This window comes from Amycolatopsis sp. NPDC001319 (assembly GCF_042896185.1).
Classification (GTDB): domain Bacteria; phylum Actinomycetota; class Actinomycetes; order Mycobacteriales; family Pseudonocardiaceae; genus Amycolatopsis.
On the sequence record NZ_JBIAWY010000002.1, the window covers coordinates 886883 to 900474 of the forward strand.

At 72.1% G+C, this 13592-nt stretch carries 12 protein-coding genes; 3 read left to right on the forward strand and 9 right to left on the reverse strand.

The window, feature by feature from the left end; genetic code table 11:
- Positions 1 to 7 precede the first annotated feature (7 nt).
- Together ACFY1H_RS09375 and ACFY1H_RS09380 are read right to left on the reverse strand one after the other, a co-directional pair.
- Positions 8 to 715 carry a cation transporter gene (locus ACFY1H_RS09375; protein ID WP_386945685.1) on the reverse strand — a complete coding sequence of 236 codons (708 nt, stop codon included), beginning with the start codon at positions 713 to 715 and terminating at the stop codon, positions 8 to 10.
- 953 nt (positions 716 to 1668) lie between these two features.
- A complete protein-coding gene (locus ACFY1H_RS09380) occupies positions 1669 to 2013 on the reverse strand; it encodes an ArsR/SmtB family transcription factor (protein WP_386945687.1) in 345 nt (114 codons plus the stop codon).
- A gap of 137 nt (positions 2014 to 2150) precedes the next feature.
- On the opposite strand from ACFY1H_RS09380, the gene ACFY1H_RS09385 reads away from it, so the two are divergent.
- On the forward strand, positions 2151 to 2768 hold the full coding sequence (locus tag ACFY1H_RS09385; protein ID WP_386945689.1) for a hypothetical protein: 618 nt from the start codon (positions 2151 to 2153) through the stop codon (positions 2766 to 2768).
- 10 nt (positions 2769 to 2778) lie between these two features.
- Positions 2779 to 3591, forward strand: coding sequence for a helix-turn-helix transcriptional regulator (locus ACFY1H_RS09390; RefSeq protein ID WP_366582017.1), 813 nt, complete (start codon positions 2779 to 2781; stop codon positions 3589 to 3591).
- A 194-nt stretch (positions 3592 to 3785) separates the two neighbouring features.
- Here the strand turns inward: ACFY1H_RS09390 and ACFY1H_RS09395 are convergent, their stop codons facing one another.
- The 7 genes from ACFY1H_RS09395 to ACFY1H_RS09425 all read right to left on the reverse strand — a co-directional run bounded on the left by ACFY1H_RS09395 (position 3786) and on the right by ACFY1H_RS09425 (position 12505).
- Positions 3786 to 4676: a 2-hydroxy-3-oxopropionate reductase gene (locus ACFY1H_RS09395; protein WP_366582016.1), complete on the reverse strand. Its 891-nt coding sequence runs from the start codon at positions 4674 to 4676 to the stop codon at positions 3786 to 3788.
- Positions 4673 to 5500 carry a TIM barrel protein gene (locus tag ACFY1H_RS09400; protein ID WP_366582015.1) on the reverse strand — a complete coding sequence of 276 codons (828 nt, stop codon included), beginning with the start codon at positions 5498 to 5500 and terminating at the stop codon, positions 4673 to 4675. Before ACFY1H_RS09400 ends, ACFY1H_RS09395 begins: the two co-directional genes overlap by 4 nt.
- 97 nt (positions 5501 to 5597) lie before the next feature.
- Complete coding sequence (locus ACFY1H_RS09405) at positions 5598 to 6677, reverse strand: acyl-CoA dehydrogenase family protein (RefSeq protein ID WP_366582014.1); 1080 nt, start codon at positions 6675 to 6677, stop codon at positions 5598 to 5600.
- A 121-nt stretch (positions 6678 to 6798) separates the two neighbouring features.
- The gene (locus tag ACFY1H_RS09410; RefSeq protein ID WP_366582013.1) at positions 6799 to 7722 is read right to left on the reverse strand and encodes a 2Fe-2S iron-sulfur cluster-binding protein; all 924 of its coding nucleotides are present in this window, start codon (positions 7720 to 7722) and stop codon (positions 6799 to 6801) included.
- A gap of 34 nt (positions 7723 to 7756) precedes the next feature.
- Positions 7757 to 9538 carry an NAD(P)H-dependent oxidoreductase subunit E gene (locus ACFY1H_RS09415; RefSeq protein WP_386945692.1) on the reverse strand — a complete coding sequence of 594 codons (1782 nt, stop codon included), beginning with the start codon at positions 9536 to 9538 and terminating at the stop codon, positions 7757 to 7759.
- A gap of 10 nt (positions 9539 to 9548) precedes the next feature.
- Positions 9549 to 11486, reverse strand: a complete 1938-nt coding sequence (locus tag ACFY1H_RS09420; RefSeq protein WP_386945694.1) for a molybdopterin oxidoreductase family protein — start codon at positions 11484 to 11486, stop codon at positions 9549 to 9551.
- Positions 11487 to 11518: 32 nt separating this feature from the next.
- On the reverse strand, positions 11519 to 12505 hold the full coding sequence (locus ACFY1H_RS09425; RefSeq protein ID WP_386945695.1) for a 2-dehydropantoate 2-reductase: 987 nt from the start codon (positions 12503 to 12505) through the stop codon (positions 11519 to 11521).
- A 292-nt stretch (positions 12506 to 12797) separates the two neighbouring features.
- On the opposite strand from ACFY1H_RS09425, the gene ACFY1H_RS09430 reads away from it, so the two are divergent.
- Entirely contained in the window at positions 12798 to 13535 is a 738-nt protein-coding gene (locus tag ACFY1H_RS09430; protein ID WP_366582009.1) for a GntR family transcriptional regulator, read from the forward strand.
- The last annotated feature ends 57 nt before the right edge of the window (positions 13536 to 13592 follow it).

The window sequence follows — 13592 nt, forward strand, 5'->3', positions numbered from 1 at the left end:
GGCGCACTCAGCAGCAGTGCTCCCCGCGCCAGGCCTCGCGGCCTTCCCGCACCGCGACCGCCGCGATGACCAGCGCGACGACCGGGTCGGCCCAGTACCAGCCGAACAGCGTGTTGAGCAGCAGCCCGGCCAGCAACACCGCCGAGAGGTAAGTGCACAGCAGCGTTTGCTTGGAGTCGGCCACGGCGCTCGCGGAGCCGAGCTCGCGGCCGGCCCTGCGCTGCGCGGCCGACAGCACCGGCATCACCGCCAGCGACACCGCCGCCAGCACGATGCCGACGGTCGAGTGCCCCGCCTCGCTCCCCCGCGCCAGCGCCAACCCGGCATCGGTCACGACGTAGGCCGCCAGCACGAAGAACGACACCGCGATCACCTTCAGCGCCGCCCGCTCCCGCCGCTCCGGATCCGCCCCGGCGAACTGCCACGCCACCGCGGCCGCCGACGCCACCTCCACCACGGAATCCAACCCGAACCCCACCAGCGCGCCCGACCCCGCCGCCTCCCCTGCCACCAGCGCGACCACCGCCTCGACGACGTTGTACGCGATCGTCCCCGCCACCAGCCACCGCACCCGCCGCGCCAACACGCGCCGCCGCTCCTCCGCGACGACAGGCACCCGACGGTCGCCCGCTGGCTCCTCGGCCGAACAGCAGCCGGCGCCACCGCAACACTCGTCGACCGCCTCGGGTTCGACCCGCGCCTCGTGACTCACCACGCCACCTCCACAGCAGCCACACCTTCACCCACGCAACCCACCGCGCCCACGCCGCGCCCGACCATCCACAACCACCGGCGCGGGCACGCAACAACCAGCACCGCCACGCCTCTCGACAACAGCCGCCGGCACGCGCCTCAGATCCGCCCGAGGCGGCGGGTTCGAAGACACAGCAACCGGCACGGCCCGCGCGCGCAGCCCATCCGCCTGAGACCTCGGTTCCGGCACGTCGCAACCAGCACCGCAGCTACACCGTCGCCGACCCGCCCGAGGCCACCGGTTCGCGAGTGTTGCAACCAACACCGCAGGTACCCGTCGCCGACCCGCCCGAGGCCACCGGTTCGGGAGTGTCGCAACCAGCACCGCAGGCGCACGCCTCCGATCCGTCCGAGGCAGCCGGGTCGGGGACGTCGCAACCGAAAGTGCGGGCGCGCAGCGCCGATCTGCCTGAGGCCACCGGTTCGCGAGCATCGCAGCCAGAAGTGCGGGCCCGCGGCGCCGGTCGTCCGAAGCCGTCGGTTCGGGCGTGCAGTAGTCGGTACCGCCGCGGTCGTCGTCAGCGGCCGACGGTTCGGGCCGCGATTCATAACGCATCGAGCCACCTCCCTGCCAAGCCGGTTCTCGCCCGCGCGAACGGCCGCAACCGCGACGCCGCCAAGGCGGCAGGAGCATGCGGCGCGGCGGAAGAGATCCGGCGCCGGTCCCAGACGACAGCCGTCGGCGCGATCTGACGGGCGTCCGGCGCACATCCGCTGGCGCCACGCTCTTCGACAGCCGCCACCGACTCCGCCCGCAGGTCACGACTCATCAAGCCGCCCCTCTGCCGAGCCGGTCCTCGCCCGCGCGGGCGGCCACAACCGGGCAACCCCGCTCGGCGGGGGCGATGGTCCACGCGGAAGAACGTCCGCCGCCGCGGCCGTCGGCGCGATCCCGCGCAAAGCGCAACGCGGGAGTCATCGGGTGGCCTCCACTGCGGGTACGTCCTCATCCGCGCAGTCGGGGGTCGGGGCGACGGCGAGGACGACCTGCGTCAGTTCGGAGAGGGCGTGGGCCAGGTGGGGGTCGGCGAGGGTGTAGCGGACCTGGCGGCCCTCGTAGGTGGCGATGACGAGACCGCAGCCACGCAGGCAGGACAGGTGGTTGGAGACGTTGGACCGGCTCAACCCGAGCGTCTCGGCCAGGCGTGCCGGGTAGGCCACACCATCGAGCAGGGCGACGAGGATGCGGCAGCGCGTCGGGTCGGCGAGGGCGCGGCCGATCCGGGCGAGGGCTGATTCGCGGGTTTCACAGCTCAGCATGGGCCGAACAGTACAGCACCGGCTGATCTATTGGACAGTCCCTGAACCGAAGACCGAGACAACGGCGAACGCGGGCCGCCGTAGGATTTGCGAGCCGGCGCGTGAAGCGGCGGATCCCCCACGACGCGAGGAGATCGATGTCGGCGACCGGCACGGTGCAGCGGGGCGCGGCGCGCGTCGCGACGGAGGTGCTGGCGCCGTGGGTGTGGGTGCTGGGGTTGCCGCTCGCGGTGGCGTGGGAGGTGACCGGGCACCGGGTCGGGGCGACCGTGCTGTGGGGGCTGGTCGTGGGGGTGACGGCTTCGCTGATTCCGATGGCTGTCATCGTGCGCGGGGCGCGGCGCGGGAAGTGGGACTCGCACCACGTGACGAACCGGGCGGGGCGGGTGGTGCCGTTCGCGGTGTGCCTGGGCTCGCTGGCGGCGGGGTTCGTGGTGCTGATCGCGGGCGGGGCGCCGCGGGAGCTGATCGCGCTGACGGCGACCGAGCTGGCGTGCCTCGCGGTGGCGGTGGCGATCACGTTCGCGCTGAAGTTCAAGATCTCCATCCACGCCGAGGTCGCCGCGGGCGCGACGGTGATGCTGGTGTGGGTGTACGGGCCGTGGCTGCTCCTGCTGGCGCCGTTCGTGCTGTGGGTCGCGTGGTCGCGCGTGGAGCTCGGTGACCACACGGTGCCCGAGGTGACCAGCGGCGCCTTCGTCGGCGCGGTGGTGGGCGGCGCCGTCTACTTCGGACTCCTGGCCGCGCTCTCGTAGACTGGGGCGCGTGGACAACCTCCTCGGCGACTACCTCCGGGCGCGGCGCGAGCTCGTCTCGCCCGAAGACGTCGGCCTGCCCGCCGGTGGGCGCCGGCGCGTACGCGGCCTGCGCCGCGAGGAGCTGGCTCTGCTGGCCGGAATCAGCAGCGACTACTACATGCGCCTCGAGCAGGGCCGCGACCAGAACCCGTCCGCGCAGGTCCTCGACGCGCTCGCCCGCGTGCTGGGCCTCGACGACGACGCCACGGACCACCTCCACAGCCTCACGGCCCCCGCGCCCGCCACCACCGCGGGCCCGGCGCCGGTGGTGCCGCCGAGCATCGCCGAGCTGATCGACACGTGGCCGACCACCCCCGCGTACGTGCAGGACCGCCTCACCAACGTCCTCGCCGCCAACGCCATCGCCACCGCGCTTTCCCCGCACTACGCGGTCGGCCACAACCTCCTGCGCGAGGTCTTCCTCGACCCCGCCGAGCGCGACTTCCGCGTCGACTGGCACGAGACGACCGCCGACGGCGTGGGCGGCCTGCGCGCCTCGCTCGGCCGCGACGTCGGCGACCCCGCCGCCACCGAACTCGTCACGGAACTCTCCGCGAAGAGCGAGCGTTTCCGCGAACTGTGGTCCCGCCACGACATCAAGCCCCGCACCGGCCACCTCGCCCGCTTCCGCCACCCGGCGGCCGGCCCCCTCGACCTCCACAGCGACAAACTCAACCTCCCCGGCCCGGACGCCCTGTCGCTCGTGGTCTTTCACGCCGCCCCGGGCACCGGCCACGCCGAGGCGCTCGCGTCGCTGGCCACGCTCGTCGAGAGCAGGTAGCAGGCAACGCACTGCCGTGGGCGGGCCCCGCACACCCGGGCCCGCCCACGGCAGAAACTCACCTCGCGCTCGATCACGGGCCCTCGACAACCGGCCGCGGTGCGCTCGGCTTCCGAGTGCCCACAACCGACGAGTGGATCAGCTCGATCACGGGGCCTACGAGAACCGGTCGCCCACCACGACCGGGATTCTCGTCAGACCTCCGCCGACTCGCGGCCCGAGAGTTCCTCGACGACCTTCAGCAGCGCCGAGTGGTCCAGCGACCCGTGGCCCATGGCGCGCCCGGCGGCCACCAGCTGGGCGACCAGCCCGGTCAGCGGCAGGGCGACGTCGGCCTGGCGCGCGGCCGCGAGCGCGATGCCCATGTCCTTGTGGTGCAGGTCGATCCGGAAGCCCGGCTGGAACTGCCGCGCGACCATCGACTTGCGCTTGAGCTCCAGGATCCGGCTGCCGGCGAGCCCGCCCGCCAGCACGTCGAGCCCGGTGCCCGCGTCCACTCCGGACGCCTCCAGCAGCACGATCGCCTCGGCGACCAGCCCGTAGATACCGCCGACCACGAGCTGGTTGGCCGCCTTCACGACCTGGCCCGCGCCGTGCGGTCCCACGTGGACGATCGTCTTGCCCAGCACCTCGAAGATCGGCTTGGCCGCCTCGAAGTCCTCGGCCTCGCCACCGACCATGATGGACAGTGCGGCCTGCTCCGCGCCCGCCTGGCCCCCGGAGACCGGCGCGTCGAGCACCCGGATCCCCCTGGCACCACCGGCCTTGGCGACGGCGATCGACGTCTCCGGCCGGATGGTGCTCATGTCGGCCAGCAGCGTGCCCGGCTTCACGACGTCGAGCACCCCGCCCGCCGCCAGCACCACCTGCTCGACCTGCGGGTGGTCGGGCAGCATCGTGACGACCACGTCCGCCTCGGCCACCGCGTCGGCCACATCGGACGCCGCGCGCCCGCCCGCCGCAGTCAGCTTCGCCAGCGCGTCCGCGCTCAGGTCGAAGCCGCTCACGTCGTGTCCCGCACCGGCCAGGTGCGCGGCCATCGGCGTGCCCATCACGCCGAGACCGATGAAGCCCACCTTGCTCATTTGTCTCCCCTTCGCTCTTCCGGCAGCCAGGCCAGCGACGCGAGTGTGGGACCGTCCGGTTTGTACTCGATCCCCACGTGCCCGCGGTAGCCCGCCGCCTCCAGCTTTTCCAGGTGTCCTTCGAGGTCCAGCTCCCCCGTGCCCGGCTGGTGCCGGCCCGGCGCGTCGGCGATCTGGACGTGCCCGGTGCGCGGGGTGTACCCGGCGATCACGGAGTCGAGGTCGTCGCCGTTCACCGCCAGGTGGTAGAGGTCCGCGAGCAGCCGGACGTTGTCGAGCCCCAGCCGGTCCATCACCGCCACGGCGTCCGCGGCCGTCTTGAGCGGGTAGGCCGGAGTGCCCGAGAGCGGCTCCAGCACCAGCCGAGCCCCGATCTTGCCCGCCGCTTCGGCGGCCGTCGCCAGGTGCTCCAGTGCCAGGGCGTCCTGTTCGGACGGTGCGACGCCGTCGAGCCGGTTGCCGTACAGCGCGTTGAAGCTGCGGCAGCCGAGCCGCTCCGCGATGCCGATCGCGATGGTGAGGCTCACGGCGAACTCCGCCTCGCGCCCGACCCACGACACGAGCCCGCGCTCGCCCGCGGCCATGTCGCCGGCGAACAGGTTGAGCCCGGTCAGCCGCACCCCGGCCTGCTCGATGGAACGCACGAACCTCTCGACCTCGACCGGGCGCGGGTCGGCGCCGTCGAACGGCCACCAGTACTCGACCGCGGTGAAGCCCGCTGCCCGAGCGGCCTCGGCGCGCTCGAGCAGCGGGAGCTCGGTGAACAGGATCGACAGGTTGGCGGTGTAGGGCAGCGAGTGCCGCACCCCGGCGGGACCGGTCATCGGATACCTCGGCTCATCGGATTGCTCTGACCTCTTGATTTCGTATCGTGGAAGCTTTCTTCCGTAGTTCGAGAATAGCCGTCAGAGCTGTGCCGGGTCAACGGGCCGCGTGCAGTTCCCGGCTCGCGCCGTCGCCGTTCACACGGGCGGCGAGGTCCACCACGGTGTCGACAGTCGGCTCCAGCGCGCAGTGCGCCCGCGCGTCGCGGAAGCAGCGTTCGAGCACCGGGTCACCCGGGTAGCCCGAGCACAGCCGCAGCGCCACCTCGGTGGTCGCCGTGACGGTTTCCGCGGCGGTGAGCCAGAGGTGGAAGAACTTCGGCAACGCGTGCACGGGATCCCAGCTGTAGGTGGCGAACGCGTCGGCGGCCAGCACCCGCACAGCGGAGGAACGCAGGCGCAGGCGCGCGAGATCCGCGCCGGACCCGTCCCGCGAGACCCGCTCGATCGCCGCCTCCGCGAGGCCCAGTGCGACCGCCGCGCCGAGGCCGAGGAACCACGGCAGCGCCAGATCGAGCACCACCTCGGCTCCGTCGCCGTCCCGGCCGAGGACCGTGTTCTCCGGCAGCTGCACCGGATCCGCGCACACGGTGGTGGTCGCGCTCGCCCGCAGCCCCAGGCCGCCACCGGCGGCGGGCACGAACAGCCCGGGCGCGTGGCCGGGCACGAACCACACCGAAGCGCCACCCCGGCCGCTCGCCGGCCGGCTCGACCACACGTAGCTGTCGGCCTCCCCCGCCGCGATCACCCCGGCCTTGCGGCCGGTCAGGTCCACGACCCCGCCGTGCGCACCGGCCCCGCCGTCCGGCGCGAGCAGGCGGCTGCCGGGCCCCGCGTCGACGAGCGCCAGCGTGCTGAGGTGGCGGCCCGCGGCGAGCTCCGCGCGCACGGACTGGTCCGCGTGCGCCTCCAGCACCGCGACGGCCGCGAAGTGCGAACGCAGCACCGTGGCCGTGCTCGCGCACGACCGCGCCACCACCTCGACCACCCGCGCGGCTTCGGCCAGCCCGTGGCCGCCCCCGCCCTGCCGCCGCGACGCCGTCAGCGCCAGCACGCCCTTGCGGCTCAACGCGGCCATCGCCCCTCGCGGGAACCGCGCGAGCCGATCGGCCTCGGCCGCGGCCGGTGCGACAGCGGAAGTCACGACTCGGGAGATTTCTTCGACGGAAGGCACCATTGCCCCCTTCGCTCAGGTTTTCGGCAGGGAAAGAGCGCGCGGGACCCGCCGCCCGCGCACGTCGGCTGAGGCAGCCGGGACGGGGGACGGCGGGTCCGGGGCAGGCGGGTCGGGGCTGCCGTCAGGTGTTCTGCACGTGCTGCCAGCCGAAGCGGCCCTTGATGCAGAGGTTGCCGTGGGTCACAGAGCTGTCGTGCGGGCTCGTGACCTTCACGATCTCGTTGTCCTGCACGTGGAGCGTGAGGTTGCAGCCCACCCCGCAGAACGTGCAGACCGTGGTGGTCTGCGTCTGCGCGGACTCGTCCCAGGTGCCGTCCTCGCGTTTGTCGTGCTCGGCCTTGAAGCTCAGCGCGCCCGTGGGACAGACCTCGACGCAGTTTCCACAGTAGACACACGCGCTGTCGGGCAACGGCGTCGCGAACTCCGTGGAGATCCGCGCCCCGAAGCCGCGGCCGGCCACGGAGATGGCGAACGAGTTCTGCCACTGGTCGCCACAGGCGTCGACGCACTTGTAGCACAGGATGCACTTGCCGTAGTCCCGCACGTAGAGCGCGTTGTCGACCTTGACCGGCTGACGGACGGTGGCCGCGGTGAGGCCGTCGACGGGCTCGTGCTCGCCCGGCAAGGCGTCGTCGCGCTCGTCGGAGGGCGGGGCCGGCGGGCCGAACCGCTCGGGGTCGGCGCCCGTCTCCGCCATCCACTCGGCGACGCCGGGCGTGGTCGACAGGTCCGTGGCCGAGCCGAGCAGCTCCAGTACCACCTTGCGGCTCGTGCGGGTGCGTTCGGAATCCGTGTGCACGACCATGCCCGGCTCGGCCTTGCGGGAGCACGACGGCACCAGCGTGCGCGAACCCTCGACCTCGACCATGCACACCCGGCACGCGTTGGCGGGTTTGAGCGTGTCGCCGTAGCAGAGCGTGGGGATCTCTTTCCCCGCAGCCGAGCACGCGTCCAGAATCGTCGCGCCCTCGGGCACCCGGACGGTCTCACCGTCCACAGTGAACTCGACCAGCCGCTTCGGCAGGCCTATCTCGACAATGGTCATGACTCCTCCGCGGGAGGGAGTGTGTCGTCGGTAGTCATCGCTGTCCTCCGTCCAACGCGCCCAGCCGCTCGACGGCCGACTCGATCGCGTTCCACGCCGTCTGCCCCAGCCCGCAGATCGACGAGTCCCGCATCACCTGCCCGACCTCGCGCAGCAGCGCCAGATCGTCGGCACCGGTGCTCAGCTTGCGGCCGCCGACGATGCGGCTGACGGCCTCCTCCTGCCGGACCGTGCCGATGCGGCAGGGCACGCACTGCCCGCACGACTCGTCGCGGAAGAACGACGCGATGCGCAGCAGGAACCCGCCGAGGTCGGCCTGATCGTCCAGCGCCAGCACCACGCCGGAGCCGAGCGTGGTGCCGGCGGCGCGCGAGTCCTCCATCGTCAGCGGCAGGTCCAGCTCGTCGGGCCGCACGAACCCGCCGGCCGCGCCGCCCAGCAGCACCGCCCGCAGCTCACGGCCTTCCGGCACGCCCCCGGCCAGCTCCAGCAGCTCGCGCAGCGTGGTGCCGAACGGGACCTCATACACGCCGGGCTTGCGCACGTTGCCCGAGAGGCAGAACAGCTTGGGCCCGGCCGATTTCTCCGTGCCGATCTCCCGGTAGGCCGCGTAGCCGGCGGTGAGGATCAGTGGCACGTTGACCAGCGTCTCGACGTTGTTGACCACCGTCGGCTTGCCGAACAGGCCCTGCTCCGTCGGGAACGGCGGCTTCGACCGGGGCTCCCCGCGGAAGCCCTCGATCGAGTTGAAGATCGCCGTCTCCTCGCCGCAGATGTACGCACCGGCGCCGCGGCGGATCTCGATGTCGAACGAGAACCCCTCGTGCCCCATGATGTCCGCACCGAGGAACCCGCGCTCCCGGGCGACGTCGATGGCGTTCTGCACGAGCCGGCGTGCCCGCGGGTACTCGCCGCGCAGGTAGAGGAAACCCCGCGTGGCACCGGTCGCGAACCCGGCGATGGTCATCGCCTCGACCAGCGCGAACGGGTCGCCCTCCAGCAGCACCCGGTCCTTGAACGTGCCGGGCTCGCTCTCGTCCGCGTTGCACACCAGGTAGTGCGGCAGCGCGGGCTGGCGGGCCGCGCCCTCCCACTTGCGCCCGGTCGGGAACGCGGCGCCGCCGCGGCCCATCAGCCCCGAGTCGGTGACCTCGCGGATCACGCCGTTCGGCCCGAGCCGCAACGCGTTGCGCAGGGCCGCGTAGCCACCGGTGGCGCGGTAGTCGTCGAGGCTCTCCGGGTCGACCGCCCCGACCCGGCGCAACAGCCGCAGCGACGCCCGGTCCGTTTGGTGCAGCACCGGCGCCGGGCCGTCCTCAGTGGACGGCGACCGGCGCGCGGCCAGCACCACGGACGCGCCGGTGGCGGGCGCGAGCAGCTCGCTGCCCGGCGGGTCGCCGGCCTCGAACGCCAGCGCCGCGGGCGCCTTCTCGCACACGCCCAGGCACGGGCTGCGCAGCCACGTCACTCCCCCGCGCGCCTTGCCCGCGGGCCCGACGTGCTCAGTGAGCGTGTCGCACACCGTGTCGGCCCCGTTGACGCGGCACGCGAGGTCGGTGCACACGTGCACCACGCGTTCCGGCCGTTCGGTGAGCGAGAACAGCGAGTAGAAGCTCGCGACGCCGTACGCCTCGGCCGGCGGCACGTGCAGCTTCTCGCAGATGTAGTTCAGTGCGCCCTGGCTGATCCAGCCGACGCGGTCGTTCACCGCGTGCAAGGCGGGCAGCAGCTGGTCCCGGGCCGCGCCCTCGGGCAGCGCGTCGATCGCCGCGCGTTCTTCGAAGGAAGCCTTGGCGTCGAGGAACTGGAGATCCATCCCCGCCCCCTCAGCCCGCGACCGCGTCGGCGGGCAGCTTGTCCACGCGGATGGCCGCGGCCTTGTATTCCGCGGTACCGGCCACCGGGTCCGTCGCCTCGATCGTGATCACGTTGACGTCGATCTCGTCCGGGAAGTGGAACGTCATGAACGCCAGGCCCGGGCGCAGCCCCTCGTCGATCCGCACCGGCGCGACGATCGCACCGCGCCGCGACGAGATCTGCACCAGTTCGTCCTCCGCAACCCCGAGCTGCGCGGCATCGGCCGAGCACAGGTCGAGCGTCTCGCCCCGCCGGAGCGGCGACGGGAACCCGCCCGACTGCACGCCGGTGTTGTACGAGTCCAGCCGCCGGCCCGTGGTGAGCCGCAGCGGGAACTCGTCGTCGAGCACGTCGACCGGCGGGCTGTGGCGCAGCACGGTGAACGGCGCCGGGCGGCCACGCTCGGCCGGGTCTTCGGCCCACAGCCGGCCGTGCAGGTACGACGGTTCCAGCGTGTCCTCGCTGTAGCACGGCCACTGGATGCCGCCGAGGTCCTCGAGCCGCTCGTAGCTCATGCCGGCGTGCATCGGCGAGAGCGAGCGCAGCTCGTCCCACACCTCGCGGCCGTCGTCGCCGCTGTAGTGCCAGTCGTGGCCCAGCCGGCGGGCGAGCTCGCTCAGCAGCTCGATGTCGTCCCGCGCGCCGGCCGGCGGGTTCACGGCCTTGCGCACCCGCTGCACGCGCCGCTCGCTGTTGGTGAAGGTGCCGTCGCTCTCGCACCACGCGGCCGACGCCGGCAGGACCACGTCGGCGAGCTGGGCGGTCTTGGTGAGGAAGATGTCCTGCACCACCAGGTGCTCGATGTTCGACAGGCGCTTGATCGTGTGCTCGCAGTCGGCCTCGGACTGCACCGGGTTCTCCCCGATCACGTACACGCAGGTGATCAGGCCGTCCTCCATCGCCTCGAGCATCTGCGTGAGGTTCTTGCCCTTGTGCGGAGGGATCTGCGAGCCCCACGCCGCGTCGAACTTCGCGCGCACGGCCGGGTCGAGGATGTCCTGGAACCCCGGCATCCGGTCCGGGATCGCGCCCATGTCGCCGCCGCCCTGCACGTTGTTCTGCCCGCGCAACGGGTTCAACCCGGCGCCGTAGCGCCCGACCTGCCCGGCCAGCAGCGACAGGTTGATCAGCGACAGCACGTTGTCGGTGCCGTTGTGGTGCTCGGTGATGCCCAGCGTCCACGACATCTGCCCGCGGTCGGCGCGCGCGTAGGTGTGGGCCAGCTCCTTGATGAGCTCGGCCGGCACCTTGGTGACCTGCTCGGCGACCTCGAGCGTCCACGGCTCCACGGAGGCGGCGAACTCCTCGTAGCCCTCCGTGGCCCGCTCGATGAACGTGGTGTTGGCCAGTCCGGAGTGGATGATCTCCCGCGCGATCGCGTTGGCGAGCGGGATGTCGGTGCCCACCTCCAGCTGCAGCTGCCGGTGCGCCCACTTCGCGGTGCTCGTCTGGCGCGGGTCCACCACGAAGAGCTTCGCTCCCTTGTGGACGGCCTTGAGCACGTGCTGGAAGAAGATCGGGTGTGCCTCGCGCGGGTTGCCGCCCCAGATCACGATCACGTCGGCGTCTTCGATCTCCGCGTACGACGAGGTGCCGCCGCCGCTGTCGAACACCCGCGCCAGCCCCGCCACGCTGGGCGCGTGACAGGTCCGGTTGCACGAGTCGACGTTGTTCGTGCCCATCACCGCGCGGGTGAACTTCTGGGCCACGAAGTTCATCTCGTTCGTGGCCCGCGCGCAGGAGAACATGCCGAACGCCTCGGGGCCCTTCGTCTCCAGCGTGCGCCGGAACCCCGCGGCGGCGCGGTCGAGCGCCTCTTCCCACGTCGCCGGCCGCAGCACACCGGAGTCCCGCACCAGCGGCTCCGTGAGCCGGGCGTACGGCGTGGTGTCCTTCCTGCGCTTCATCTTTCTGCCTCCAGGAGGTGGTGGGATGGGTGTCAGCCGACCGGCACGGCGGTGGCCGTGCGGTTCAGCAGGCCGATGGCCGCGTGCACGTGACGCAGCGCGGGCGCGGGCACCCCGGTGAGCTCGGCCAGCTCCACGACGGCGCCGATGATCGCGTCGATCTCCAGCGGCTTGCCGGCTTCGAGATCCTGCAGCATCGAGGTCTTGTGGTGCCCGACGCGCCAGGCGCCGTCGATCCGCTTCTCCACGGAGACCTGGGGATCCGCCCCCGCGGCCCGGGCGATCGCGAGGGTCTCGGTCATCATCGTGGCGACGAGCTCGCGCGTGTCGTCGTGCTCGCACATCTGCGCCATCGTCGCCCGCGTCAGGGCGCTCAACGGGTTGAAGGCGACGTTGCCCATGAGCTTGACCCAGATGTCGTCGCGCAGGTTCGGCTCGACCGGCGCCTTGAGACCGCCCTCGATCATCGCCTCCGACAGCGCGACGCAGCGGGGTGAGACCCCGCCCGCCGGCTCGCCCAGGGAGAACCGTGTGCCTTCGAGGTGGCGGATCACGCCCGGCTCCTCGATCACGGTGGAGCAGTAGACGACGCACCCGATGGCGCGCTCGACGGCCATCACCCGGCTGGTCTCGCCGTCCGGGTCGACGGTCTCGACCCGGTGGCCTTCCAGCGGATGTCCGGTGAGGCCGTGGAAGTACCACCACGGGATCCCGTTCTGCGCCGCGACGAGCGCGGTGTCCGGGCCCAGCAGTGGCTCGAGCAGCGGGCCGCTGCTCGGGTAGGAGTGGGCTTTGAGCCCGAGGAAGACGAAGTCGACCGGGCCGATCTCGGCCGGGTCGTCGGTGACGTGGGGATGCGCGGTGAAGTCGCCGCGGGGACTGAGCACCCGCACTCCGTGTTCGCGCATCGCCTCGAGGTGCGCCTTGCGCGCGACCAGATGGACCTCGGTGCCGCCTCGGTGCATGGCCGCACCGACGTAGGCGCCGATCGCGCCCGCGCCCAGAACAGCAACCCGCATGGTGTGCCTCCCGCTCGGTCGAACACAGCGATTGCATACAGTATCCCGAGAAACCGTGCGATGCCAGGATCCGGTGATGGGATTCGCCGATGACACCCAGGCGGAGCAGGCACACCCGATACTGATTGTCATTTCAGGCCTGTCCGATTGATCCACTTCGGGTGAGATCCAGGCCACAGAGTGAAGAGTTGGGATTTTGCATACCAAAACCTGTATTCTTGCCTCAGCTCCACGAACTCCCGCGGTTTCCCGCATTCGGCCGGACCGCGTCTACCCGGACCAGAGGTGCCCCGTGACCCAGACCGCCTCTCCCCTGCCCGAGCGCGGGCCCACCGGTCGGCGGACGGCCAAGGGGTCGCTCGCGGCCAAGTCCGCCCAGCGCGTGGAGCGCCCGGCGCCGCTGCGCCAGGTCGTGTACGACGCGCTGGCCGAGCTCATCATCAACCGCACGCTCGAACCTGGGCAGCACCTCGTCGAGGCCGACCTGGCCGAGTACCTCGGCGTGAGCCGCCAGCCGGTGCGCGAAGCGCTGCAGCGCCTGCAGACCGAGGGCTGGGTCGACCTGCGGCCCGCGCAGGGTGCGTTCGTGCACATGCCCACCGACGAGGAGGCCGACCAGCTGCTCGGTGTCCGCGCCGTCCTCGAGACCCACTCTGCGCGGCTGGCGGCCGCGTGCGCGACCGAAGCGGACGTCGCCCGGCTGTGGGAGCTGCAGAACGCCGGCCTCGAAGCCCTGGCCGCCGACGACAGCGAAGGCCTGGTCTCGGCCAATGCCGACCTGCACGCGTTCCTCACCGAGCTGACCGGCAACGCCGTGCTGGCCGAGCTGATCGGGCTCGTCGACCGCCGCGTGCGCTGGTACTACACGCCGATCGCCCGGCCCCGCGGCCACGACGCGTGGGCGGAGCACGCCGAGCTGATCGAAGCCGTCGCGGCCCACGAAGTCGAGAAGGCGGAAAAGATCATGGCCCACCACACGGAACGCACGCGTCAGGCGTTCCACGAGCGGCCCGAAGCAGCCCGGGAGTGACGGGGCGGGCGTCAGCCGCCCCCTCACTCCCGGGCCCTGTACCGAAAACCCCGGCAG